This window comes from Serratia sp. OS31, assembly GCF_014164835.1.
Lineage (GTDB): Bacteria > Pseudomonadota > Gammaproteobacteria > Enterobacterales > Enterobacteriaceae > Serratia > Serratia liquefaciens_A.
The window spans coordinates 38,715-61,826 of the sequence record NZ_JACJFQ010000030.1 but is presented as its reverse complement, the minus strand read 5'-3'; the positions used below and the strand labels follow the sequence as shown (position 1 = coordinate 61,826).

Annotated in this window: 24 protein-coding genes; 12 read left to right on the top strand and 12 right to left on the bottom strand. The window is 59.3% G+C overall.

Translation table 11 applies throughout. The annotated features are described in order from the left end of the window. Positions 1-30: 30 nt before the first annotated feature. The 4 genes from H5P17_RS20955 to H5P17_RS20940 are packed head-to-tail and all read right to left on the bottom strand — an operon-like array spanning position 31 to position 5,793. Entirely contained in the window at positions 31-1,359 is a 1,329-nt protein-coding gene (locus H5P17_RS20955; protein WP_044548447.1) for a lysine N(6)-hydroxylase/L-ornithine N(5)-oxygenase family protein, read from the bottom strand. Beyond that, positions 1,356-3,104: an IucA/IucC family siderophore biosynthesis protein gene (gene iucC, locus H5P17_RS20950; protein ID WP_182824992.1), complete on the bottom strand. Its 1,749-nt coding sequence runs from the start codon at positions 3,102-3,104 to the stop codon at positions 1,356-1,358. The genes H5P17_RS20955 and iucC overlap by 4 nt, the downstream gene beginning before the upstream one ends. Then, positions 3,101-4,051 carry a GNAT family N-acetyltransferase gene (locus tag H5P17_RS20945; protein ID WP_182824990.1) on the bottom strand — a complete coding sequence of 317 codons (951 nt, stop codon included), beginning with the start codon at positions 4,049-4,051 and terminating at the stop codon, positions 3,101-3,103. Before H5P17_RS20945 ends, iucC begins: the two co-directional genes overlap by 4 nt. After that, positions 4,048-5,793, bottom strand: coding sequence for an IucA/IucC family siderophore biosynthesis protein (locus tag H5P17_RS20940; protein WP_182824988.1), 1,746 nt, complete (start codon positions 5,791-5,793; stop codon positions 4,048-4,050). Before H5P17_RS20940 ends, H5P17_RS20945 begins: the two co-directional genes overlap by 4 nt. 137 nt (positions 5,794-5,930) lie before the next feature. On the opposite strand from H5P17_RS20940, the gene H5P17_RS20935 reads away from it, so the two are divergent. Together H5P17_RS20935 and H5P17_RS20930 are read left to right on the top strand one after the other, a co-directional pair. Then, positions 5,931-7,154: an MFS transporter gene (locus tag H5P17_RS20935; RefSeq protein WP_182824986.1), complete on the top strand. Its 1,224-nt coding sequence runs from the start codon at positions 5,931-5,933 to the stop codon at positions 7,152-7,154. A gap of 4 nt (positions 7,155-7,158) precedes the next feature. Beyond that, positions 7,159-8,043 carry a siderophore-interacting protein gene (locus tag H5P17_RS20930; protein ID WP_182824984.1) on the top strand — a complete coding sequence of 295 codons (885 nt, stop codon included), beginning with the start codon at positions 7,159-7,161 and terminating at the stop codon, positions 8,041-8,043. Positions 8,044-8,052: 9 nt separating this feature from the next. Here the strand turns inward: H5P17_RS20930 and H5P17_RS20925 are convergent, their stop codons facing one another. From H5P17_RS20925 to H5P17_RS20900, 6 genes are all read right to left on the bottom strand, one after another. After that, a complete protein-coding gene (locus H5P17_RS20925; protein ID WP_182824982.1) occupies positions 8,053-8,343 on the bottom strand; it encodes a type II toxin-antitoxin system RelE/ParE family toxin in 291 nt (96 codons plus the stop codon). After that, complete coding sequence (locus H5P17_RS20920) at positions 8,331-8,609, bottom strand: CopG family ribbon-helix-helix protein (RefSeq protein ID WP_044548457.1); 279 nt, start codon at positions 8,607-8,609, stop codon at positions 8,331-8,333. The genes H5P17_RS20925 and H5P17_RS20920 overlap by 13 nt, the downstream gene beginning before the upstream one ends. 89 nt (positions 8,610-8,698) lie before the next feature. Then, complete coding sequence (gene hpxZ, locus H5P17_RS20915; RefSeq protein WP_041415223.1) at positions 8,699-9,082, bottom strand: oxalurate catabolism protein HpxZ; 384 nt, start codon at positions 9,080-9,082, stop codon at positions 8,699-8,701. Between the two features lie 3 nt (positions 9,083-9,085). After that, entirely contained in the window at positions 9,086-10,486 is a 1,401-nt protein-coding gene (locus H5P17_RS20910) for an AtzE family amidohydrolase (protein WP_182824980.1), read from the bottom strand. After that, the gene (gene hpxX / locus H5P17_RS20905) at positions 10,483-10,674 is read right to left on the bottom strand and encodes an oxalurate catabolism protein HpxX (RefSeq protein WP_182824978.1); all 192 of its coding nucleotides are present in this window, start codon (positions 10,672-10,674) and stop codon (positions 10,483-10,485) included. Before hpxX ends, H5P17_RS20910 begins: the two co-directional genes overlap by 4 nt. Positions 10,675-10,701: 27 nt before the next feature. Beyond that, the gene (locus H5P17_RS20900; protein WP_182824976.1) at positions 10,702-12,288 is read right to left on the bottom strand and encodes a gamma-glutamyltransferase family protein; all 1,587 of its coding nucleotides are present in this window, start codon (positions 12,286-12,288) and stop codon (positions 10,702-10,704) included. Positions 12,289-12,434: 146 nt separating this feature from the next. Here H5P17_RS20900 and H5P17_RS20895 point away from each other — a divergent pair, with 146 nt between their 5' ends. The 10 genes from H5P17_RS20895 to H5P17_RS20850 all read left to right on the top strand — a co-directional run bounded on the left by H5P17_RS20895 (position 12,435) and on the right by H5P17_RS20850 (position 21,121). Further along, entirely contained in the window at positions 12,435-13,274 is an 840-nt protein-coding gene (locus tag H5P17_RS20895; RefSeq protein WP_182824974.1) for a MurR/RpiR family transcriptional regulator, read from the top strand. Between the two features lie 219 nt (positions 13,275-13,493). Then, positions 13,494-14,285 (top strand): transporter substrate-binding domain-containing protein, encoded by a 792-nt coding sequence (locus H5P17_RS20890; RefSeq protein WP_044548462.1) that lies wholly within the window; start codon positions 13,494-13,496, stop codon positions 14,283-14,285. 12 nt (positions 14,286-14,297) lie between these two features. Next, on the top strand, positions 14,298-14,963 hold the full coding sequence (locus H5P17_RS20885) for an amino acid ABC transporter permease (protein WP_182824972.1): 666 nt from the start codon (positions 14,298-14,300) through the stop codon (positions 14,961-14,963). Next, entirely contained in the window at positions 14,963-15,619 is a 657-nt protein-coding gene (locus H5P17_RS20880) for an amino acid ABC transporter permease (protein ID WP_046374437.1), read from the top strand. Before H5P17_RS20885 ends, H5P17_RS20880 begins: the two co-directional genes overlap by 1 nt. Next, the gene (locus H5P17_RS20875) at positions 15,600-16,343 is read left to right on the top strand and encodes an amino acid ABC transporter ATP-binding protein (protein WP_044548464.1); all 744 of its coding nucleotides are present in this window, start codon (positions 15,600-15,602) and stop codon (positions 16,341-16,343) included. Before H5P17_RS20880 ends, H5P17_RS20875 begins: the two co-directional genes overlap by 20 nt. A gap of 63 nt (positions 16,344-16,406) precedes the next feature. Beyond that, complete coding sequence (locus tag H5P17_RS20870) at positions 16,407-17,648, top strand: alanine--glyoxylate aminotransferase family protein (protein ID WP_044548465.1); 1,242 nt, start codon at positions 16,407-16,409, stop codon at positions 17,646-17,648. Beyond that, the gene (hpxK, locus tag H5P17_RS20865; RefSeq protein WP_182824970.1) at positions 17,648-18,922 is read left to right on the top strand and encodes an allantoate amidohydrolase; all 1,275 of its coding nucleotides are present in this window, start codon (positions 17,648-17,650) and stop codon (positions 18,920-18,922) included. Before H5P17_RS20870 ends, hpxK begins: the two co-directional genes overlap by 1 nt. After that, positions 18,903-19,403: a 2-oxo-4-hydroxy-4-carboxy-5-ureidoimidazoline decarboxylase gene (uraD, locus tag H5P17_RS20860; RefSeq protein ID WP_182824968.1), complete on the top strand. Its 501-nt coding sequence runs from the start codon at positions 18,903-18,905 to the stop codon at positions 19,401-19,403. Before hpxK ends, uraD begins: the two co-directional genes overlap by 20 nt. Beyond that, complete coding sequence (uraH, locus tag H5P17_RS20855) at positions 19,396-19,731, top strand: hydroxyisourate hydrolase (RefSeq protein WP_046374433.1); 336 nt, start codon at positions 19,396-19,398, stop codon at positions 19,729-19,731. Before uraD ends, uraH begins: the two co-directional genes overlap by 8 nt. 37 nt (positions 19,732-19,768) lie before the next feature. Beyond that, positions 19,769-21,121: a nucleobase:cation symporter-2 family protein gene (locus tag H5P17_RS20850; protein WP_182824966.1), complete on the top strand. Its 1,353-nt coding sequence runs from the start codon at positions 19,769-19,771 to the stop codon at positions 21,119-21,121. Positions 21,122-21,160: 39 nt separating this feature from the next. On the opposite strand, the gene H5P17_RS20845 is transcribed toward H5P17_RS20850, so the two are convergent. After that, positions 21,161-21,934 (bottom strand): amidohydrolase, encoded by a 774-nt coding sequence (locus H5P17_RS20845; protein ID WP_129941127.1) that lies wholly within the window; start codon positions 21,932-21,934, stop codon positions 21,161-21,163. Next, the gene (locus tag H5P17_RS20840) at positions 21,922-23,082 is read right to left on the bottom strand and encodes a pyridoxal phosphate-dependent aminotransferase (protein WP_182824965.1); all 1,161 of its coding nucleotides are present in this window, start codon (positions 23,080-23,082) and stop codon (positions 21,922-21,924) included. Before H5P17_RS20840 ends, H5P17_RS20845 begins: the two co-directional genes overlap by 13 nt. Positions 23,083-23,112: the final 30 nt, after the last annotated feature.

Sequence of the window (23,112 nt, the reverse complement as noted above, 5' to 3'; positions counted from 1 at the left end):
TTTTCCAGTGTGTCCCATATTGGTGTGTAGTTAAAACTCGGTGTAATTGAGCATGACGTGCTCGGCGCGGGAGGGGATACCCGGCTGCCGACTACGCCATTGGATCACAGCCGGGGTGGACGTTAAATCGAACTGGTCGCGTCCTAAAGCCCGGTTGAGAATGCGTGCGGAACGCCAGGCCATCAGGCTGAGCTGGGGCTCGGCGATGCCGTGGCTGTGCATGCCGGCATTAACGGCAAACAGGCAGTTTTCCTTGGGGCCCTCCCACTCCAGGCTGAAGTCGGGGGCTACGCGGAACTGGTCATCGGCGGTGGTCAGCAGGCGGTCAGCCAGCGGTTCGAGGAACGCCGGGCGATCCTGCTGATAGCCGGTGGCGAAAATCACCACGTCGGTGTCGAAGGTTTCTTTACCCTGATCAAGATGGTGATGGGTAACCAACTGCCAGCCATCGCCTGCGGCCTGGATTGCCGCCAGCGAGCGGCTTGGCAGCAGGTGCGCCCAGGGCTTTTCGCGCAACACTTCAAACTGGTGATACATCGCGCGGTAAATAGCCAGCAGCGAATCGCTGGTGATGCCGTCAGAGGTCATCTTCTGCTCGGTCAGCATGCGCTGCTTGGCACCGTCGTTCAGGCCATAGAAGCTGTCAACGTAGTCCGGCGTGAAGTACTCGTTGGCGAAGGCGGCTTCATCCAGCGCGTTATAGTTATTGCGACGCGAAATCCAATTCAGTTGCGCAGGCTGCCCCCATTCGGCGCGGAAAATGTTCAGGAACAGGTCCGCACCGCTCTGGCCGCCACCGACGATGGTGACGCGTTTTCCGGCCAGGTTCGGGTTGCGCATCGTCATCTCGCTGGCATGGAAGCAGCGATCGTTTTGCTCGGTAACGCAGTCCGGCAGTTTGATGCGTTTGCCGATGCCCAGGCAGACGTGGCGCGCCCGGTAAGTCGCACGCTGGGTCGTGACGACGAATTGGCGCTGCTGGTCGTCAAAATCCACGCTCTGAATATCCTGACTGAACTCCAGTGACTTCAGCCCGTTGGCGGCCCAGTCGAGGTAGTCGGCGAACTCTTCGCGCGATACCGTACGCAGTTCGGTGGTCAGGAATCGATAAAATTTCTTCCTTTTCACCAGGTAGTTAAGAAAGCTGTAGGGATTGGTTGGCGATACCGCGCTGACCAGATCTTTCAGGAAGCTGGTCTGCATATGGCAATCCGGCACCATCATGCCGGGATGCCAGGAAAAGTGCGGCTTGCGTTCGAGGAATTTACTGTTAAAACCGGCAACTTCACTGCCGAGTGCGGCAATGCTGAGGTTGAACGGGCCGATACCAATGCCGATGAAATCCAGGGGCTGATTCATTGGGCAAACTCCTTGGTGACCAAGTAGAGAGGGTTATCCAGATCCTGCAGATAGTTTGGCAACATGCGACTGCCGCCATCCTGCTCTGAGTAGGTGAGTTTTACCGGGTTGAGCACCACGCGAATAATTTGTGGCTTGAAAAGATCAAACAACGCAAAGCGTTCCGCCATGTCCGGATGCTGTGCCATATAGCCTTTCAGCACCTGTGCCAGCAGTTGATAGAAGCGAGGCTCACTGACCCCACAGGCCTTCATCAGCGGCGAGATAAAGCGCAGCACGGTGACGAAATGCCCGGTTTGCAAATCATGGATCAAATAGTCAGCGGGCAGCCGCACGGTGACGTCTCTCACCACTTTCGGCAGCGATGCCGCTTCGGGGAAGTCCTGATCCACCAGGCGCATATCGCCCTGGAAGTCTTTCAACAGTACGCGCTGCGGCACATGATCTTTCATCACCAGCGTGATGTTTTGCCCATGGGCGATCAGCGCTACGCCATAGCGGCACATCAGGTGGTACATCGGCACCACCACCACGCTGAACATCTGTTGCAGCCAGGCTTCAGCGCTCAAGCCGGAACGCGCGATATAGGCGGCAATCAGCGGCTGGCCGTGGTTGTCGGTTTCCATCAGCGTCGCCATCAAGATGGCTTGTTCGTCTTCCTGCAGGTAGCAAGAGGGGTTCTCACGCCAGATCACCCCCAGCATTTCCTGGTAGCGGTAAGGCGCTTTGGCCAAAGAGGCGTAGGTCGGATGGGTCATATAGCCTGCCGCCGGCTCGCCGAGGATCTCGGCACCGCTGGCGCTCAGCGTATCGTCCTCGGTAAAAATCTGCTGCAGCCAACGGGAAGCGGCCGGCCCGGCGCTGATGTACTTGCCGGGAATGCCGCGATAACACGAGGTGTTGTAAATGGTCAGCGGTAGCTTGATGTCGAAAGCGGAGCGGCGGCTGATGTTGGTCAGCGTGCGCAACGATTGCTGCGCCAGATAGCTGTCGCCGAATTCACCCAGTTCCATCAGATCCCCTTCGGCCAACTGCGGCAGGAAGTGCAAAGCGATCTTTTGCTGCCACTGCCAGGGGTGGAGCGGCACCGGGATCCAGTCATGGGTCAGTTTCAGCTCGCGCCAGCGGCGGTCGAAGCGTTGGCGTTCGGCACTGTCCATCGCGCTGTTAAGCAGGTTATCCAGTGAATATTCTTCGTCGGCGCACCAGACAAAGCTGCCGCGTTTGGCCGCGACCCAGTGCAGTCGGAACTGCCCCTGGTATTCGGGCGCGTACTGATGCAGTGCCGTCAGACCCCAGCCACGACGACCTTTATTGAAGATAAACTTGGGGTGTCCGGCCAACAGGCACTGCAGCGCGTCAGCATCCAGGGCAATCAAATCCTGTGCGCTCATGCCGTGACGGGCGGACAGCAACTGCATATCGCCGCGCAGCGTGGCGTACAAATCTTCCAGATGTTCGGCGACCTGCGCATCGTCCATTTTCAACACCTGAGCCAGTTGGCGCAGCGTTTGGTCGGCGGCTAACGGGGATTGATCGCAGGCCAGCGTTGCCGGGTCGATGTGCAGCCAGCCCCAGATGCCGCGTTCGGCGCTGAAGCTATACTGAGCGTCGCCCAGCAGAATGCGCCATTGTCCGTCGTGTTGCTCGGCCTGCAGCGTGCGTTCGTATTCCAGCTCTGCGAGGATCTTGGCGATCATCTGACGGTTTACGCGCTGCCAGTCGGCGTAATCTACGGTGTTCATACTGAAGCCCCCCGGAAGAATTCATCACGCTGATTCATGATCAAACGCGAGCGCTTATGCGGGAAATCGAACTCTTTGACTGTGTGGTAGCCGGCGGCCGGCAGGTGACGAAACAGTCGCTGATTATCCGCGCGCGGTTCGGCGACCACGCGCGTGGTGCGCGGTTCATCCAGATACAGATAATGCGTCAGGCCACGTAGCCAACTGCGAATGTATTGAGCGCCGCGGCAGTCTTCTTCACCGACCAGCATGTGCAGCCCACGGTCGAAAGGCTGCCAGCGGTAGTGGCGACCGATGCGATCTTCTGGAGCCCAATAGACTTCGAAATAGCCGAACGGGCGATCGTCAAAGCACCCCAACAACGGATAGCAGTAGCTGGAGTCCAACTGACGCTGCAGGTAGGCAGCCTGGGTTTCGAGCGGGCCGCTCATTTCCCAGAAGGCATCTACTCGCGGTGAATTCATCCAGCGGGTGAACTGCGCGGCGTCGTGTGCCACTTCCGGCAGGCGGAAGCTCAGGGTTCGCTTGAGCTGCGGATCGTAACGGCGATACACCTCGCCGCTGGGGCGTGCGGGCCGCTGCGGGAACCACAGGCTACGCTCGGCGTCATACTGCATTTTCCCGGACGCGGAGTGGCGTTCGGCACCGAGCCACAGCGGTAACTGGTAAAAGGTTTCGCGCGCCAGATAGTCACTGCTGGCTAACGCGAACAGCGTCTGTGCCTGCGGCTCTTCACACCATTGCGCATAAGGCAGGGTGACGCCGCTGAGCTGCGGTGCTGCCACCAACAACTGGTCCAGCGCCTGCACCAGCCAGCCCTGCGGCAGCGGTCCCGGACAGTGCAACACCGCGCTACCGTCCAGGCCCAGACCGAGTTGCAGCGCCTTTCCCAGCTGCTCGCAGCAAAAACCGTTGTCGGCATGCGTCAGTTTGGCTTGCGGCATCATTGAGCGGCTCCCTGGCGCAGCGGGTTGACGAAGTCGAAGTAAATCACCGCCGGATCGACGATGGTGTTTTCGTTATGGTCATGCAGGTAACAGAAGAAGTTGCCTTTGCAGTTCCAGTGGCTGCTGTCGAGGACGTAGTCCAGACACAGGGTGTTTTTGGCGCTGGCACGCAGGCCACTCAGCGCATCGCGCACCCGGGCCATCAGCTGTTCTTCAGTGTCGAAACCGGCCGCGGCTAACGCCGCAGTGACCGCCAGGCTGGAGTTCACCAGCAGGTAGTAAGGGAAGTAACGCAGTAACTGCTGTTCGCTGAAGCGGTTTTCCGCCTCGGCCTCGCCAATTTCTGCTAACCAGGGTCCGGCATCGCGGGTAAAGCCGCTGCCCTGACAGTCGCGGTACAGCATGCCGACCGGCAGATCCTGCTGCATTTCCACCAGAATATTTTGTTGGTGGGCCAGCAGCACCAGTCCGTAATCGGCTTCGGTGCTGAACAGCGGCAGTAAGACATGTTGGCAGTAAGCATCCAGCCAGGTATGAGCGGCCTGTTGCACCGGCAGGTTCAGTCGGGTGGCCAAACGACGCACCGCCGCTGCCAGCAGGCTGTCGCCGCCGTCCGGTGCGGCCTGGGTCAGGGTGACCAGCACATTGGTCTGGCTTTCCGGCTGCTCAAACAGCAGGTTATCGCGCAGTGCCATCAGGCTTTCTTCCTGAATCGTCCCGTCCGCAGCGCGCAGCCCGGCCCAGCCGTCTTCCTGCATCACGCGGAAGGTGGGATAACGTGCCTGCAACTGCTGCCAGCGCGGCGTTTGCGCCAAACGAGCCAAACGGATACCGCGTTTCACTTCTTTGACCGACAGGGTACGCACCGAGTTGGTCAGGCGCACGCTGAGGGAGAATTTAATCATGTCGCGATTGCTGGCGCTGTACAGCGAGCGGGAAGAGCTGGTTGGCAGCCAGCGTTCGCCGGCTTCGCCCAGATCGCTGAGCAATCCCTGGGTCACCAGTTCCTGGCACCAGGCCTGCGTCAGCAAGTGGTCGGCCTGCCACGGATGCATCGGCAACAGCCAGACGTCATCGGTAAAATGCGCCAGCAGTTGCGGTGCGCTTTCGGCGGCAAAACGCTGCAGGCGCTGCTGCAGCGTCAGATTCAGGCTGTCGCCGCACAGGTGGTGTTTATCGACGGCAAACCAGCGCAGCGGGAAACGGGCGCCAAAATCTGGCAGGTACCGGCGCGCCTGCTGTTCGTCGAAAGGTTCATGGGATTTGGGCGCCGGGTGGAAGGCGTGGCCTACCAACAGGCCCTGTTCCGCCTGAGCGAAGTTGAGCGGCTTGTCGCGCAGCGTTGGCCAGTCCAGGCGCACTGCGATCGCCTGTTGGGTATTGTCATGACTCTCCAGTACGCGCTGGCGGAAACGGGTAACGACCTCATCCGACAGTTCTCCCTTCACCGACGGTTTTTCCAGCAACAGGGTCACCAGTTGCTCCACGCTCAGCGCAACGCCAGCGCCGTCGTCTTGCTGATGCAAACGGGCAGGGAACAGATACTGGTGATGTTGGGTGGGGGAGGTGTGACGTAAAGTGATGCGGATAGCCTGAGAAGGCGAAAGTGGAATATGAAGCTGCGGATACTGTTGGTTGTTGGCCGCCGGAACGATTTGCCAGTCCCGGGTTTCACGCATCAAAGCGTTGAGAAAACATTGCGCAGCCACGTCGGTCGTCGCGGTTTCAAACTGGATTGTCATGATCCCATTTCACTATTGAATCAATTGAGAATGATTCTTATATCAATAATATTTATTGTTATCAATCGCTGTATGATACAATTTTTCAATGAATTGAACATAACCTTATAATATTATTAACGGTAAATTTACGTTTGATGCATATTTCTTCTCCTCCTGAATCACCGCCAATGGCGAATACGTCTCCTTCCAACTGGCCGCTGGCTTTGTGCGCCGGGCTGCTGGGTATCGGGCAAAACGGCCTGCTGGTGGCGCTGCCGGTGCTGGTCAGCATGACTCAACTGTCGCTTTCAGTCTGGGCCGGACTCTTGACGCTCGGCTCGATGCTGTTTCTGGTGGGGTCACCCTGGTGGGGCAGGCAGTCTGAAATTCGCGGCTGCAAGTTCGTGGTAACCATGGCGTTAGCAGGGTATTTGTTCAGTTTTGCTTTACTGGCGCTGGCGGTTTGGGGGCTGGCGGCTGGCTGGCTTTCATCGACGCTGGGGTTGGGCGGCCTGATTGTGGCACGCGTTATCTACGGGCTGACGGTGTCCGGTATGGTGCCTGCCAGCCAGACCTGGGCGCTACAGCGTGCAGGCTATGAACAGCGTATGTCAGCGCTGGCGACCATCAGTTCCGGGCTGAGCTGCGGGCGACTGTTGGGACCGCTGTGCGCCGCGCTGGCGTTGTCGATTCATCCGATGGCGCCGCTGTGGTTGATGGCGCTTGCGCCATTGATCGCCCTATTGGTGGTGTGCCGCCAGCATAACGATCCGCCGCTGCAGCCGGTTGCCCATCAGCAAAACCGACTTCGCCTCAATATGGTGCCTTACCTGCTGTGCGCTCTGCTGCTGGCCGCATCGGTCAGCTTGATGCAATTGGGATTGGCACCGCATTTGACCGGTTTATTCAGTCATTCCGCCACCACCGTCAGTCATCACGTGGCGGTGTTGCTGAGCGTGGCGGCGGCCTGTACGCTGTTGGCTCAGTTTCTGGTGGTGCGCCCGCAGCGCTTTAGCGCGCCGCAGCTGCTGCTGATTGCCGCCGTGCTGATGATGGTGGGACTGGGCCTGATGTGTGCTCAGCCTTTGGCGCTGTTCTATGTCGGTTGCGCACTGGCCTCTTTTGGCGCGGCCATGGCGACGCCGGGCTATCAACTGATGTTGAACGATAAATTGTCAACCGGCAAAGGGTCGGGGGCCATTGCTACCAGCCATACGCTGGGTTACGGTCTGAGCGCATTGATGGTGCCGGTGGTGGCCAAATTTTATGGTGAGTCGCAGCTGATCGCCGCGGCTCTGATGATGGCGGTTCTGCTGGGGGGCATCAGCAGCTGGCTGTGGCGCCAGCACCGCATCAGCGTAAATTCTGCAGGAGAGTAAAAGAATGTCCGGTGCATCAAGCTACAGAATTTTTGATATCACACTGAAAGTCAAAGAAAATGTGTCTCCCTCCTTGCTGCGCTGCGTTTTCGAGGGACCGGACGTCCATCGCATGAAGCTGGAAGCGCCGGATCAGCGCATCAAACTGTTGTTCCCGGCCCAAGAGGGGCAGATCCTGCGTCTGGAAAACAGCGACGACTGGTATCGCGACTATATGGCGATACCGAAAGAGCAACGCCCGGTGATGCGCACCTATACGCTGCGGGCGCTGCGTGCTGAACAGAATCAAATGGACGTCGAGTTTGTGCTGCATGGCGTGAACGGCCCGGCCTCGGCGTGGGCGACCCATGCCAAACCGGGGGATGTTATTCAAACCGTTGCCCCCAATGCCGATTTTGACGGTGACAGCGGTGGTTACGAGTGGGTGCCCCCGAGCGAGCTGCAGCAGGCCCTGTTGATCGCCGACGAGACAGCGGTACCGGCGGCGGTAGGCATTCTGGAACAGCTGGCGCAGCGGGCCAATCCACCGCAGGTACAGGCTTTCTTCGAGGTTCCTGTGGCAGGCGACTGCCTGAACATGGATCGCTTCCCGTTTGCCGAGGTGTATTGGTTGCCGCGCGACGTCGGGCATCAGCAGATGCACGGCACGATGCTGGTGGAGTCGGTGCGCCAACGGGTGAATATTCCTGAATCGGCGCGGACGCAAGCGCAATCGCTGGCGGAAAACAGTTTGGGCGGCGATCTGCTGTGGGAACGAGCCGAAGGGGCGAAAAGCTTCTACGCCTGGGTTGCGGCAGAGTCTTCCGCGGTGAAGGCGTTGCGCCGTTACCTGATTGGCGAACGCGATCTCGATCGCTCCACCGTGAACTTTATGGCGTACTGGTGTTGAGGGGCCCCGTCAATAACTGACTTCACTTTGATGGCGTACCGCCAGCTGTACAGCGGTGCTGCCATCAAAGTGATACAGGGCAATATAGCCGCTGTTGCCGAAATCGATCGGCCATTCCCTAAACTCAATTTCCATATCTTCAACGGGCCGACCGGCCTGAGGATGATGGGCCAGGATATTGACGCTGCTACGAATGGATGCGATGGCCTTTTGCGCAGCCTGGCGATCTTTGGCCGCCAGAAATCGGTACAAGCGCTGAATATCGAGCAGTGCGGCAGGCGTCCATATCAGTTGTGGCACTCCGGTATCTCCGTATCATCACCTTTTTCCAGGTTAGCGAGCCAATGATCAGCCTCGTCTTGGGTCAGATGTTTACCATTGGTCTGATACGTTTCCCAGGCTTGTAGTGCGTCTTTGCGCAGCGCTTCGCGCTTTTCTTCTCGCTCGACGTATTCACGGATCGCCTCACGCATAATCCAGTGCGCACTTCGCTGACGCGTGGTCGCGATTTGTTGCACCCGTTGCTTGAGCTCATCATCAATTTTTATCGATGTAGCCGTAGTCATAAGTAGCCTCAGTTAGCTAAAGGTAATACCTCTGACGACTATAAGGCCCAATATGCCAGGCTGTCCATTTTTTGTGCGTCCGGTTTGCCTTAAGCCATCAAACTCACATGCGCGGCGACGATACGCCAGCCGCAGGGGAGTTTGACCCAGGTTTGCATCTGGCGGCCAACGCTTTCGCTGCCGGGGCGGCGGAATTCGGTACTGGCGACGGCCATATCGTCACCGTAGGTGGTGATAACGGTGTTCTCCAATAGGCGATCCAACCCTTTGGAAGGACGTTGTTGGCGGAAATCACGGATCTGATCGATGCCGTACAAATTCTCCGTCGCGCCGTAACGGACGGTGCGACCATCATGCCAAAACAACTCATCCAGCACTTCAATATCATTGCCGATCAGCGCCTGTTCGTAACGGTAAAAGGCGGCGTTCACCTCAGCCAGCACCGCCGGACGATCGATATACTCACTTTTCATCATTTAGTCCTGTTTTCCCGGTAAAACACATCTCGCCACGCCTCGTTGTTCCAGAGCGTAAGCGGCTCGCAGTGCCAGATCCTCCCGCCAGGGCGGGGCAATCAGTTGCAGGCCTATCGGCAGGCCAGAGGCGGTTCTCAGCGGCACCGTCACTACCGGCAGGCCGAGGAAAGAGACAGGCTGCGTCAGCATGCCCATACTGGCGCGGATCGGCAGATCAGTGCCGTTGATATGCATGGTTTCCTGGCCGATCGGCGTGGCGCTACAGGGCGTTGCCGGGGCGATGAGGATGTCCCAGCGTTCGAACAACGGCAGCACCTGTTGCTGAAAATGGGTACGAAAGCGCTGCGCCTGTACATACCAGGCGGAGGGCAGCATGGCGCCGGCCAGCAGGCGTTCACGCGACAGCGGTTCAAAGCGGTTCGGCTGGCTGCGCAACAGCGGCAGATATTGATTGCCCCCCTCGGCGGCGCTGATGATAAACGCCGCCGAGCGGGCCAGTTCGGCCTGCGGAAATTCAACTTCAGCCACGGCCTCCAATGCCTGCGCGACCTGCCTTACGGCGGTTTTAGCGTCATCGTTGCACCACTGCTGAAAATACCCGCCCAGCACCGCGCAACGCAGGCCTTGTTGGCCACGGGGCAACAGCGATTCGGTTTGCGTGACCGGTTTATCCGCCTGAAAACGGTCTTCGATATCCGTGCCCTGCATCACGTCATACACCGCCGCCAGATCGCGTACCCTACGGGCAAAGGGGCCGAGATGATCCAGACTGGCGACGAATGGCTGACTACCGCTGCGTGACAGACGGCCAAAGGTTGGCTTCAGCCCAAAGACTCCGCACAGCGACGCGGGTACGCGTATGGACCCATTGGTGTCGCTGCCGAGGGAAAATGTCACCAGCCCGGCAGCGACCGCCGCCGCTGAACCGCCTGAGGATCCACCGGCAATACGCGTAGTATCGTGCGGGTTACGCGTCGCGCCGTAGTGGCTGTTTTCGGTGGTAAAACCGTACGCATAGGCGTCCATATTCAGCATGCCGGACAGCAAGGCGCCTTGGCCGGCCAGTCTGCCAATCGCCCAGGCGTCCCGTTTGGCCGGCGGGTTATCGCTGAACAGGCTGGCTCCTGCCAGCGTAATTTCACCGGTGACGTCGAACAGGTTTTTTACCGCGTAAGGGATCGCCGCCAGGCTCGGCAATGGAAGACCTTTGGCGCGCGCGCGATCGAGGTGATCGGCTTCGCTCAACATGCGTTCGCGCGTGATGTGGGTATAGGCGTTCAGCGCCGGCTCCAGTGCGTCAATATTCTCTAACGTTTGTTGGGCAATCTCACGTGCAGAAATCGCACCTTGCTTCAGGGCCGCGCGGATCTCGGCGATCGATAGAGCACTTAACGAATTCATGCGCGATACACTCCTGCGATCTCCAGGCGTGGATCGAGCGGAAAGGCCATCAAGGGTTCCGCCAGTGCAGCGATGCGATTGAACTGGATCAGCAGTTCCTGACGGCGCGCGTCATCCATTTCCAGCGCCAGTATCGCTTCCATTTGGCGGATATAGGCCGCCCAGTCGACGGCAGGTTGGTTTTTCATTTTACTTCTCCCCAATAAGAGTGGCGGCTAGAAGCCGGCGGCACTGCCGTTGCTGCGGGGATCGAAAGCCCCTTCAAGCATGCCGTTAGTATGGCGAACAATGGCACCGGCATGGCCGACCGCTTCGCTAAAGTCCGGTAACAACTCCACGTCGTGGCCCCGTTGGCGCAGGTAGTCGACGGTTTCCGCGTTAAAGCGACCTTCCAGCTTCAGTGAGTCAGAGCTTTCACCCCAGGTGCGGCCCAGCAGCCAGCGCGGCGCACTGATCGCTTGCTGCAGCGGCAGGCCCTGCACCACATGGCGAACAAACACCGCCGCCTGGGTTTGCGGCTGGCCGTCGCCGCCCATGGAGCCATACACCAACGTGCGCCCGTCATACAGGCGAGCCGCTGCGGGGTTCAGGGTGTGGAAAGGCTGTTTGCCCGGTGCCAGTGCCAGCAGATGGGCGGCATCGAGGCTGAAGGACGCACCGCGGTTTTGCCACAGGATGCCACTTTGCGGCAATACCACGCCGCTGCCGAATTCGTGGTAAATGCTTTGGATAAAGGACACCGCCAGACCGCTGCTGTCCATCACGCCCATCCAGACGGTATCACCAGGCCCCTTGCCTTTGCCCCAGGCGGCGGCATGCTCATGATCGATACGCTGTGCCAGCGCATCCAGGCGTTCGGTCGTCAGGAGTGCCTGCGGATCCTGCGTCATTTGGCGTGGATCGGTGATGAATTGGTCACGCAGACCGAAAGCCAGCTTGGTGGCCTCGACGATGCCATGCACCACTGCGCCTTCGCTTTTGCTGGCCAGGGGCAGGCGATCGGTCAAACCGAGGATCGCCAGCGACACCAGGCCCTGAGTGGGTGGGGTGAGATTGAAGACCTCGCCTTTCTGGTGCTCAAGTCGCAACGGCGTGCGCCGCCGTGGCCGATAATCCGCCAGATCTTGTGCGGTGAGCGGCATGCCCAGCCGGGCCATGTCGGTCGCGATGCTTTGTGCCAGTGGGCCGCGATAGAAGCTGTCCAATCCGTCTTCGGCCAGGGCAATCAGGGTATCCGCTAACTGTGGCTGGCAGAAACGCTGTCCGGCAAGGGGGATTTCCCCCTGCGGCAAATAAGTGCGGGCAAAATGTTCCACATCCGCCAGTTCATGATATTTGCTGCGTGTGGCGGCCTCCTGCGAGGCGGTGACCGGAATGCCGTCCGCCGCATAGCGAATGGCATCGGCCAGCAGGCGCGGTAGCGGCAGCTGTTCGCCGCCCAGCTCGCCGGAATAGTCTAGCGCTTCGCGCCAGCCGCCTACGGTGCCGGCAACGGTCAGCGCCGCTCTGGGGCCGCGATGTGGGATGTGGCTTTCGCCCGCATAAAAATCCAGCGTGGCCAGGGAACCGGCGGCACCGCTGGCGTCGATCGCCACCGGATCGCCCTGTGGCGGCACAATCAGCCAGAAGCCGTCACCGCCCAGGCCATTCATGTGCGGATAAACCACGGCGATAGTCGCGGCGGCGGCGACCATGGCTTCGATGGCGTTCCCCCCTTCACGCAAAACCGCCAGCGCGCTTTCGCTGGCGAGGTGGTGAGGCGTGACGGCCATGCCCAATGGCGCGGTATTGCTGTTAATCATTTCTTGGCCCTTGTTTGAGGTCAGCTTCTGTCTCAAAGACAAGCAAGAGGCGTTCCATGTTTTCTTCAATGGTAATAAACGCTTGCCTGCGGGTAGATTGGCCGTGCTATGTTCCGCTGAAACAAAGGTTACAAGCAGGAGCAGCAATGAAGCAGATCGATGAACGCCTGCGCGGGGAATATTCGCAGCTTACGCCGCAGGAACAGCGGGTAGCCGACTTCATTTTCGATCACTTTGACGACCTGATCAGCTACAACAGCGCCGAGTTGGCGCGCCTGAGCGGCGTATCCAAAGCCACCGTCAGCCGCCTGTTCAAACGCCTGGGCTACCCAAGCTACCGTGCAATGCGTGACGAACTGCGTACCCTGCGCCAAAGCGGTATGCCGCTGACCGATAATCGTGACGCGGTGCAGGGCAACACCCTGCTGGCGCGGCATTACAAGCAGGAAATGGCCAACCTTACCCAGTGGGTGAACCATATTGACGCCGTTCAGTTCAATGCGGTGATCGCCGCCCTGGTGCAGGCTCGGCGCGTGGTACTGATGGGGTTTCGCAACAGTTATCCGATCGCTATGCACCTGCGCCAGCAATTGATGCAGGTACGTGAGCAGGTATTATTGATGCCGCAGCCCGGGCAAACGCTGGCGGAAGAGCTGGTCGATTTGGACCACGGAGACGTGGCCGTAGTTGTGGCTTTTCGCCGTCGGCCGCGCCAGCTGCGGGCCTTGTTGACGCAGTTGCAGATCCAGCAGGTACCGACGCTGCTGGTGTGCGAGCCGCAGGCGCAGTCGCTGATCCCACTGGCGAACTGGCACCTGGCGGCGCCGCTGGATAGCGTTTCGGCCTTTGACAGTTATTCTGCGGCCATGAGCCTGGCCAATCTGCTCAGCAATGCGCTGCTGCATGAGACGCTGGCGCAAGGGCGTCAAAGGATCCATCAGATCGCCGATCTGTATGGCGACCTGGATGAGCTGGAGCAGCGTTGATTTCCGCGCCATTTTGGTGCTTTCGCACTTTGATGGTGCGCATTTTTCTCCGTGATATCCCTTCTCCCTGCCACAGACATGGCAGGGGAGTTTCCTCTCTGGCCCCCTAAGTTAAAGACAGCAAAGGCTAACCTTGCTGCCGCTACCGATTGGCACATTAGTTGCAGAGTGATAATCAAAGAATCTTTTGTTTCATCATTTCACCATCGGGGATAGTCTATGAACTTCAAGAAAATCGGGGTAGCGGCGTTAGGGGCGGTGCTGTTGATGGCGCAGGCCACGTCAGTGATGGCGGATCAACTGCAAGAAATCCAGCAGCGCGGCGTGTTGAGGGTGGCAGTTCCTCAAGACTTCCCGCCGTTTGGCTCGGTAGGTACCGATCTGCAGCCGCAGGGTTACGACATCGATATGGCGCAGTATCTGGCTGACAAGATGAAACTTAAGTTGCAGCTGGTGCCGGTCACCAGCGCCAATCGTGTTCCCTATCTGCAGACCAACAAAGTGGATCTGGTGATTTCCAGCCTGGGCAAAAATCCAGAGCGCGAAAAGGCTATCGCTTTCAGCCGCGCCTATGCGCCGTTCTTCCTGGGGGTGTTTGGCCCTAAAGACACCGCGTTGAGCGATGCCGCTCAATTGGAAGGCAAGACCGTTGGCGTGACGCGCGGGGCGGTGGAGGACATGGTGTTGAGCGACACTGCCCCGAAGGGCGCGCAGATCAAACGCTACGAAGACAACAACACCACGCTGTCGGCCTACCTGTCCGGTCAGGTGCAATACATTGCTACCGGCAATCTGGTGGTGAGCGCTCTGGCGCGACAGAACCCGACCAAAGCGCCGGTGGCCAAGTTCATGTTGAAGGATTCGCCGTGCTTCGTCGGCCTGCGCCTGGGCGAGCCGGCGCTGAAAGCCAAAGTGGATGAATTGATTGAACAAGCGCTGAAAGACAACACCCTGAATGGGCTGTCGGAAAAATGGCTGAAAGCGCCGTTGCCCGCCCATCTTGGCGCGTAACGGGAGCGCCTGATGACCTATCAGCTAAATTTTCCTGCGCTGTGGCCCTACCTGCCTGAGCTGTTGGCCGGTTTGCTGACCACCATTGAGTTGACGGCACTGGCCACCCTGATGGGCGTTGCGCTGGGGATTTTCGGGGCGGCGATCCGCAGCGGCAAAGCCAACCTGTTTAGCCGTACCTGGGGGATTTATGTCGAAGTGGTGCGTAACACGCCGTTTGTGGTGCAGCTGTTTTTCATCGTCTTTGGTCTGCCGAGCCTGGGGTGGAAGCTGACCGCCGGGCAGGCGGCTCTGCTGGCGATGGTGATTAATCTGGGTGCCTACAGCACCGAAATTATACGCGCCGGCATTCAGGTGACGCCGAAAGGGCAGTGGGAAGCCGGGCGGGTACTGGGTTTTAGCCGCAGTCAGACATTTTTGCGCATTGTATTGCCACCTTCACTGCAGCGCATTTACCCGGCGTTGGTCAGTCAGTGCATTATCGTCATGCTGGGCTCATCGGTGGTGTCGCAGGTGTCGTTCGAAGAATTGACCTTTGCCGCCAACCTGATCCAGTCGCGCACCTTCCTCAGTTTTGAGGTGTATTTAGTGACGGCGCTGTTTTACCTGCTGTTATCGATATTGATGCGCCAGCTGTTACTGGCCGCCGGCCGCCGCTTTTTAGGGAGCCAGAACTGATGCTGACTTTTACCGATTGGGACATTGTACGCAACCTGCTGCTGGCAGCGCGCTGGACGCTGTTGCTGTCGCTGACGGCGTTCTTTGGCGGCACACTGGTGACGCTGCCGCTGTTATTGCTGCGCCTGAGCAAGCGCCGGTGGGCGCTGCGTTTTGTCCGCTGTTATTCAGAGCTGTTTCAAGGCACGCCACTGCTGATGCAGCTGTTTCTGGCCTTCTTTGGGCTGGCGCTGTTCGGCATTGATGTCAGCCCCTGGGCCGCTGCGGCACTGGCGCTGACGCTGTTTACCAGCGCTTTTCTGGTGGATATCTGGTCTGGCAGCATCGCTGCCTTGCCCAAAGGCCAATGGGAAGCGTCGCGCTGTCTTGGGCTGAGCTTTGGCCAGACCCTGGTACGGGTGGTGGTGCCGCAGGCGGTTCGCATTGCCATTGCGCCGACCGTCGGTTTTTCAGTTCAGGTGATCAAGGGCACCGCGTTGGCGTCGATCATTGGTTTTGTCGAGCTGACCAAGGCAGGCACCATGCTAAACAACGTCACTTATCAACCCTTTAAAGTGTTCGGCCTGGTCGCGCTGGGCTATTTCCTGATGTGTTACCCGCTGTCGCGTTACAGCCATTATCTGGAGAGGAAGTTCCATGCCGCTCATCACAATTAATCAGGTTCAGAAATATTACGGTCAGAACCACGTGCTGAAGGGCGTGGATCTGGATATCGATATGGGCCAGGTGATTTCGATTATCGGCCGTAGCGGGTCGGGCAAGAGCACCCTGTTGCGCTGCATCAACGGGCTCGAGGGGTACCAGGAAGGCAGCATCAAACTGGGTGGCATGACCATCACCGACCGTGATTCGCAGGCGCGTGAGATCAGTCGCTCCATTGGCATGGTGTTCCAGAACTTCAATCTATTTCCCCATATGACCGCGTTGGAAAACGTGATGTTGGCACCGCGTCGGGTATTGAAGAAAAGCCCGGCGGAATGCCGAGAACTGGCGGAAGAGATGTTGAACAAGGTTGGGCTGGGTGAGCGGATGCATTATTCCCCGGCTAACCTTTCCGGAGGGCAGCAGCAGCGGGTGGCGATTGCCCGGGCGCTGGCGATGAACCCTAAGGTGTTGCTGTGCGACGAGATCACCTCGGCGCTGGATCCTGAGCTGGTGGGCGAGGTGCTGAAAGTCCTGGAGCAGTTGGCCAAAGAGGGTATGACGCTGATTCTGGTGACCCATGAAATGAACTTTGCCCGTGAGGTCGGTGACCGGGTGGTGTTTATGCATCAGGGCAAAGTGTGGGAGCAAGGCGACAGCCGCACGCTGTTCGCCAATCCGCAAACGCAGGAATTGAAACAGTTTATTGCTTCAGTTCGCGGCCTGTCCGAGGCGTGATATGCCATGAGGCGCGTGCTGATTTCTGAGTTTACTGAGTTATTAAGCTGGTAAGGAATTAACATGTTAGATATTACCCAGTTCGATCAGATTAACCCACCTGCCCGTCTGCTGATGGGGCCAGGGCCGATCAACGCCGATCCGCGCGTGCTGCGTGCCATGTCTAGCCAGTTGATTGGGCAGTATGATCCGGCGATGACCGGCTACATGAATCAGGTTATGGAGCTGTATCGCGCGCTGTTTCGTACCGAAAACCGCTGGACGATGCTGATCGACGGCACCTCCCGTTCGGGCATCGAAGCGATGCTGGTCTCCTCCATCCGCCCCGGCGACAAAGTGCTGGTGCCGGTGTTTGGCCGTTTTGGCCATTTGCTGTGTGAAATTGCCCGCCGCTGTCGTGCCGAAGTGCACACCATCGAGGCACCGTGGGGGGAAGTGTTCAGTGCCGATCAGATTGAAGATGCGATCAAGAAGGTACGTCCGCGTCTGCTGTTGACGGTGCAGGGAGACACTTCAACCACCATGCTGCAGCCGCTGGATCAACTGGGGGATATCTGCCGCCGCCACGGCGTATTGTTCTATACCGATGCGACCGCGTCCTTTGCCGGTAACCCGCTGGAAACCGATGCCTGGGGGCTGGACGCGGTATCCGCAGGCCTGCAGAAATGTCTGGGTGGTCCGTCCGGCAGTTCGCCGGTTACCCTAAGCCCGCAGTTCGAAGAGATCGTCCGCCGTCGTAAGTGCGTGGAGCAGGGGATCCGTACTGCCGATCATGCCGACGGCGACGATGAGATGATCTACTCCAACTATTTTGATCTCGGCATGATCATGGATTACTGGGGCCCCGAGCGTCTGAATCACCACACCGAAGCCACCAGCATGTTGTTCGCCGCGCGCGAATGTGCACGGGTGATCCTGGAAGAGGGGCTGGATAACACCATCGCTCGCCACAAGCTGCATGGTGCGGCGATGCTGGCCGGCATTCAGGGCATGGGGCTTGAGGTGTTCGGCGATCTCGAAAACCGCATGAACAACGTGCTGGGGGTGGTGATCCCGCCGCAGGTGCATGGCGAACAGGTGCGTCAGATGATGCTCAACGATTTCGCCATTGAGATCGGCACTTCGTTCGGTCCGTTGCAGGGCAAGATTTGGCGCATCGGCACCATGGGTTACAACGCGCGTAAAGACTGTGTGCTGCAAACCCTGACCGCGCTGGAAGCAGTGCTGAACCGTCTGGGCTTCGCCAGCAAGCAGGGGGAAGCGCTGCAGGCAGCCTGGAACACCTACGACGACGGGAGCCGGTGATGGCGGTGCGGTTAACCGCCCAGGAGGCGGAACAGGCGGCCGCACGGGTGATGGCTCGTTGCGATGCGCTGGCGGCGATCAGCGCCACGCCGGGCCAACTTACGCGGGTTTATCTGTCGCCGGAGCATCGGTGCGCCAACGAGTTGGTGGGCGATTGGATGCGCAGTGTCGGTATGCGGGTCTGGCAGGACGCCGTTGGCAATGTTTGTGGCCGCTATGAAGGTCAAACGCCAGATGCACCCGCGCTGCTGCTCGGTTCGCATTTGGATACGGTGCGTAATGCGGGCCGTTATGATGGCATGCTCGGCGTCTTGACCGCGCTGGAGGTGGTGGCGCATTTGCATCAGCAGCGGCGGCGCCTGCCGGTGGCGGTCGAAGTGATTGGCTTTGCCGATGAAGAAGGGACGCGCTTTAGCGTCGCCCTGCTGGGCAGCCGAGGCATTACCGGCCAGTGGCCGGCCGACTGGTTGGATCGCACCGATGCCGAGGGTATCAGCGTGGCGCAGGCGTTGCGCGAGTTTGGCCTGGATCCGGCGGCGGTGGTTGAGGCGCGGCGAGCGCCAGGTGATATCTGCGCTTATCTGGAATTGCACATTGAACAGGGGCCCTGCCTGGAAGCCGCCGGTCTGGCTCTGGGCGTGGTGACGGCGATTAACGGCGCGCGTCGACTCCATTGCACCTTTAGCGGCGAGGCGGGCCATGCAGGCACGGTGCCGATGGGGCAACGCAAAGACGCCTTGGCGGCCGCGGCGGAGTGGATGGTGGCGGTTGAAGCGATAACCCGCACCCGCGATGAACATTTGGTGGCGACTGTCGGCTGTATCGAAAGCCTTCCGGGGGCGGTCAACGTCATTCCCGGTGAGGTGAAACTGTCGCTGGACGTTCGCGGTCCGCAAGATGGCCCGCTGGCAGCGTTGCTTGCACAACTGTTGGAGCGGGCGCAGGAAATTTGTGCTCGTCGCGGATTAGGGTTTGCCAGCGAGGAGTTTTATCGCATAAATGCAACGGAATGTGATGCAAATTTGCAGCAACGTTGGCAGCAGAGCGTGGAGGCGGTGCAGGGTCGCAGCATGGTTTTGCCCAGCGGTGCCGGGCATGACGCGATTGCCGTGGCGGTGTGCTGGCCGGTGGGTATGCTGTTTGTCCGTTGCGATCGCGGAATCAGCCATCATCCGGCCGAAGCCGTAAGCCAGGCCGATGTGGCGCTGGCTATTCAGGCCTACTGCCAGACGGTGGCCAGTTGGGAGAACATAGATGAATCTGCAGCAGTTTAATCAGTTGCCCGTGGCGGAAGCCGAGCGTTTGCTGCTGCCCTGCGTGAACATTGCAACCTGGATAGCCTCCGTGATTGCGGCCCGGCCGTTCAGCAGCAGCGATGCCGCGTTGGCGGTGGCCTGGCAGGCGGCGCAGCGTTGGCGACCTGAAGAGGTCAGCCAGGCATTGGCGCAGCACCCGCGCATTGGCGAACGTGCCGCAGGTCAGGGGCAAGAGGCGCAGTTCTCCAAGCGTGAACAGTCGGCGGTCAATGCCCGGGATCCGGAATTGGCTCAGGCGCTGCTGGTGGGTAACCGGCGTTATGAACAGCAGTTTGGTCAGGTGTTTTTGATCCGTGCCGCCGGTCGAGATGGGCGAGCCATTCTGAGTGAGCTGGAACGACGCTTGAACAACGACGTGGAGCAGGAGCGGCAGGAAACCGCCGAACAGCTGCGCGAAATCGTGATGCTGCGTTTTAAGGAGTTACTGAGCGATGAGTAATATTAGCACCCATATTTTGGATACATCTCTGGGTAAACCGGCGGCAAAGGTGCGAGTCTGGCTGGAGCGGGAACAGCAGGGGCAATGGCGGGCGATAGCCGAAGGCACCACCGATGCCGATGGCCGCGCCCGTGAGCTAACGCCGGATGAGCTGCCCGCGGGGCATTACCGCCTGCATGCCGACGTGGGCGGTTACTTTACCGCAGACAATCGTGAAACGTTATACGCCACGGCGATCATCGATTTTGTCATCAAGGATGCGGCGCAGCATTACCATTTACCGCTGCTCATCAGCCCGTATTCCTATTCAACCTATCGGGGCAGCTAAACGCCCTTAGCGGTTAACCCGCATTGACGAGGTATCTATGGCTCTGTCTCAGGATAAGGGCGCGGCTTCGTGCTGCCCGGAAGATGAACAACTGCCGCTGGTAAAAACCTTCGCCTACGGCCTGCAGCATATTCTGACCATGTATGGCGGCATCATAGCGCCGCCATTGATCATAGGTTCTGCCGCAGAGTTAGACGCCGCGCAAATTGGCCTGCTGGTGACGGCAGCGCTGTTTGTCAGCGGTTTGGCGACGTTATTGCAAACGCTTGGTGCGCCGGGTTTCGGCTCTCGTTTGCCGTTGGTGCAGGGCGTTTCCTTTGCGGGAGTCGCGACCATGGTGACCATAGTCACTGGCGACGGCGGGTTGCCTGCGGTGTTTGGTGCGGTGATCGCGGCGTCGTTGATTGGGTTACTGATCGCGCCGTTTTTCTCGCAGATCATTCGCTATTTCCCGCCGGTGGTGACCGGCACCGTGGTGACGGTGATTGGGCTGTCGCTGATGCCGGTGGCGGTACGCTGGGCGATGGGGGGCAACGCCAAGGCCGCAGATTGGGGATCAACCGGAAATATTGGCCTGGCGGCTTTCACACTTGCGGTTATTTTGTTGCTGAACAAGGTGGGTTCCCCGGCGTTAAAACGGTTATCGGTGCTGCTGGCGATGGCGGTCGGCTGTGTGGCGGCCGCGTGGGTGGGTAAGCTGAGCTTCGCTGCCGTAGACCACGGGCCTTGGCTGGCATTCCCCGCGCCTTTTGCCTACGGTTGGCCAACCTTCGAACTGAGCGCAGTGCTATCCATGCTGTTGATCGTACTGGTATTACTCACGGAAACCACCGCCGGGCTGATGGCCGTCGGCGAAATTGTCGGTTCGCCGGTGAATGCGCGCCGTATCGCCAACGGGTTGCGTGCCGATATGTTGTCCAGCGCCTTGTCACCGGTATTCAACTCGTTTCCGCAAAGCTCGTTTGCCCAGAATATCGGGCTGGTGGCGATCACCGGCGTGAAGAGCCGCTTTGTGGTCAGCGCCGGCGGGGCGATTCTGGTGCTGCTGGGGCTGTTGCCGGTCCTGGGGCGACTGGTGGCCTGCATTCCGCTGCCGGTCTTGGGCGGCGCGGGTGTGGTGCTGTTCGGCTCGGTGGCCGCCAGCGGCATCCGCACTCTGGCTAAGGTTGAGTATAAGGACAACATGAATCTGGTGGTGGTAGCAACGGCGATTGCCTTCGGCATGATCCCTATCGTGATGCCGACCTTTTACGATCAGTTTCCGAACTGGGTGCGTACTTTGCTGCATTCAGGCATCAGTGCCTCGTGCCTGGTGGCGCTGTTGCTGAACCTGTTGTTTAACCGCATTGGGGGGACAGAAGAAAAAGCGGCGGAAGAAGAGCTTTCCTGAAGCAACGGGCGCGGTGTACCGGTACCGCGCCCGAAATGCTTAATCGTGGCGCAGGAAACTGTCGGCATCCCGCCAGGCCGGGAAGGCACTGCGATAGCTTTGCAGGGTTTCCAGCGACAGTTCCGCGTCAAGCCTTGCGGCAATGCCGGGTTCCGCCTGCGCCAGCGTTTCGCCCTGCGGGCTGAGGATCAGGCTGTCACCGCTGTAGTTCAGACCGTTGCCGTCTTCGCCGACGCGGTTGCAGCCGGCCACATAGACCTGATTCTCAATGGCCCGTGCCGCCAGCAGCGTTTGCCAGTGTTTGCTGCGCGGTGCCGGCCAATTGGCGACGTACAGCGCCAGATCGTAATCCTGCTGGTAGCGAGACCAGACAGGAAAACGCAGGTCGTAACAGATTTGCGGCAGGATGCGCCAGCCGCGCCATTCGAAGATTTCACGCCGTTTGCCTGCCTGATAGTACAGGTGTTCACCCGCCATGCGGAACAGGTGGCGCTTATCGTAGGCATGCACCCGGCCGTTGGGCTCCACCAGCAGGAAACGGTTAACCGCGCCCTCGGCGGTTTTCAGCGCCACACTGCCGCCAACCAGCGCGTTGTTTTTGTTCGCCCAACCGTGCAGCCAGTCAATCACCTGCTGTTCCGGCAGCGCACTCTCCCCGGCATCCATGGCAAAACCGGTAGTAAACATCTCCGGCAATACGATCAGATCGCGGCCGCTTAAGGGGGCCAGCAAGGCGTCAAAATGTTGCAGATTGGCTTGGCCATCTCGCCACACCAGGGGTTGCTGCAACAGGGTAATTTTTAAAGTCGACATAACCGCTCCGCAGCTGCATCCAGCGTGGCATCCTGTTTAGCGAAGCACAGCCGGATCAATTTATGAGGGAAAGGATCGGCACAGAAGACCGACAGCGGGATCGCCGCCACGCCTACGTGCTCGGTTAACCAATGACAGAATGCCACGTCGTCCAGATCCGAGACCGCGCTGTAATCCGCCAGTAAGAAGTATGTCCCTTCGCAGGGTAAAATTTCCAGTCGGCTACTGGACAGCGCCTGCACGAAACGGTCGCGCTTGGCGCGGTAAAACGCTGAGAGCTGCTGCCAGTGTTCCGGCTCGCTGCGCAGCATATCGGCCAGCGCCAACTGTGCCGGGGTGTTAACCGAGAAGGTCAGGTACTGATGTACCTTGCGCACTTCCGCACTCAGCGCTGCCGGCGCGACGCAATAACCCACTTTCCAGCCGGTCATGTGGAAGGTTTTACCGAAAGATGACACCGCAATGGCGCGTTGGCGCAGCTGCGGGTGGGCCAGCACGCTGGCATGCCCCCCTTTGGCGAAACAAATGTGCTCGTAGACTTCATCGCTGAGCACATAGATTTCACGATCGCTGATAGCATGCCACAGCTGCTGCATATCTTCGGCCTGCCAGGCGGTGGCGGAAGGGTTGTGCGGCGTATTGAGGATCACCAGGCGGGTGCGGGGCGACAATAATTCTTCGAACTGTCGCCAATCGACGCTAAAGGCCGGTGGCTGCAACGCAATGCGTTTCAGCGTACCGCCGGACAAGGTGACCGCCGGCGCATAGCTGTCATAGCTGGGATCGAAGCAAATCACTTCATCACCGGGACGCACCAGCGCGCTGATGGCGGCGAACAGCGCTTCGGTAGCCCCCGCCGTGACGGTAACCTCGGTGGTCGCATCCGGCAGCCAGCCATACAGCGCCGCCGTTTTCTCGGCGATGGCTTCGCGCAGGGGCGCGACGCCGGTCATCGGTGCATATTGGTTTGCGCCCTGGCTGACATGCCAGGTCAGACGCTCTTTCAGGTAGTCCGGGCCATCGAAATCGGGGAAGCCTTGCGACAGGTTGATCGCCTGATGCTGCGCTGCCAGCGCGCTCATCTGAGAGAAAATGGTGGTGCCCAGAGCGGGCAGTTTGCTTTCGGGAATCAATGCTGAAGTGCTCATAGCAGGCTAATACTCCTGGCGCTTATGTTG

What these genes read in the sequence shown, in the direction of transcription:
- H5P17_RS20955 (WP_044548447.1), bottom strand. Translation starts at nt 1,359, where the DNA reads ATGAATCAGCCCCTGGATTTCATCGGCATTGGTATCGGCCCGTTCAAC.
- iucC (WP_182824992.1), bottom strand. Translation starts at nt 3,104, where the DNA reads ATGAACACCGTAGATTACGCCGACTGGCAGCGCGTAAACCGTCAGATG.
- H5P17_RS20945 (WP_182824990.1), bottom strand. Translation starts at nt 4,051, where the DNA reads ATGATGCCGCAAGCCAAACTGACGCATGCCGACAACGGTTTTTGCTGC.
- H5P17_RS20940 (WP_182824988.1), bottom strand. Translation starts at nt 5,793, where the DNA reads ATGACAATCCAGTTTGAAACCGCGACGACCGACGTGGCTGCGCAATGT.
- H5P17_RS20935 (WP_182824986.1), top strand. Translation starts at nt 5,931, where the DNA reads ATGCATATTTCTTCTCCTCCTGAATCACCGCCAATGGCGAATACGTCT.
- H5P17_RS20930 (WP_182824984.1), top strand. Translation starts at nt 7,159, where the DNA reads ATGTCCGGTGCATCAAGCTACAGAATTTTTGATATCACACTGAAAGTC.
- H5P17_RS20920 (WP_044548457.1), bottom strand. Translation starts at nt 8,609, where the DNA reads ATGACTACGGCTACATCGATAAAAATTGATGATGAGCTCAAGCAACGG.
- hpxZ (WP_041415223.1), bottom strand. Translation starts at nt 9,082, where the DNA reads ATGAAAAGTGAGTATATCGATCGTCCGGCGGTGCTGGCTGAGGTGAAC.
- H5P17_RS20910 (WP_182824980.1), bottom strand. Translation starts at nt 10,486, where the DNA reads ATGAATTCGTTAAGTGCTCTATCGATCGCCGAGATCCGCGCGGCCCTG.
- hpxX (WP_182824978.1), bottom strand. Translation starts at nt 10,674, where the DNA reads ATGAAAAACCAACCTGCCGTCGACTGGGCGGCCTATATCCGCCAAATG.
- H5P17_RS20900 (WP_182824976.1), bottom strand. Translation starts at nt 12,288, where the DNA reads ATGATTAACAGCAATACCGCGCCATTGGGCATGGCCGTCACGCCTCAC.
- H5P17_RS20895 (WP_182824974.1), top strand. Translation starts at nt 12,435, where the DNA reads ATGAAGCAGATCGATGAACGCCTGCGCGGGGAATATTCGCAGCTTACG.
- H5P17_RS20890 (WP_044548462.1), top strand. Translation starts at nt 13,494, where the DNA reads ATGAACTTCAAGAAAATCGGGGTAGCGGCGTTAGGGGCGGTGCTGTTG.
- H5P17_RS20885 (WP_182824972.1), top strand. Translation starts at nt 14,298, where the DNA reads ATGACCTATCAGCTAAATTTTCCTGCGCTGTGGCCCTACCTGCCTGAG.
- H5P17_RS20880 (WP_046374437.1), top strand. Translation starts at nt 14,963, where the DNA reads ATGCTGACTTTTACCGATTGGGACATTGTACGCAACCTGCTGCTGGCA.
- H5P17_RS20875 (WP_044548464.1), top strand. Translation starts at nt 15,600, where the DNA reads ATGCCGCTCATCACAATTAATCAGGTTCAGAAATATTACGGTCAGAAC.
- H5P17_RS20870 (WP_044548465.1), top strand. Translation starts at nt 16,407, where the DNA reads ATGTTAGATATTACCCAGTTCGATCAGATTAACCCACCTGCCCGTCTG.
- hpxK (WP_182824970.1), top strand. Translation starts at nt 17,648, where the DNA reads ATGGCGGTGCGGTTAACCGCCCAGGAGGCGGAACAGGCGGCCGCACGG.
- uraD (WP_182824968.1), top strand. Translation starts at nt 18,903, where the DNA reads ATGAATCTGCAGCAGTTTAATCAGTTGCCCGTGGCGGAAGCCGAGCGT.
- uraH (WP_046374433.1), top strand. Translation starts at nt 19,396, where the DNA reads ATGAGTAATATTAGCACCCATATTTTGGATACATCTCTGGGTAAACCG.
- H5P17_RS20850 (WP_182824966.1), top strand. Translation starts at nt 19,769, where the DNA reads ATGGCTCTGTCTCAGGATAAGGGCGCGGCTTCGTGCTGCCCGGAAGAT.
- H5P17_RS20845 (WP_129941127.1), bottom strand. Translation starts at nt 21,934, where the DNA reads ATGTCGACTTTAAAAATTACCCTGTTGCAGCAACCCCTGGTGTGGCGA.
- H5P17_RS20840 (WP_182824965.1), bottom strand. Translation starts at nt 23,082, where the DNA reads ATGAGCACTTCAGCATTGATTCCCGAAAGCAAACTGCCCGCTCTGGGC.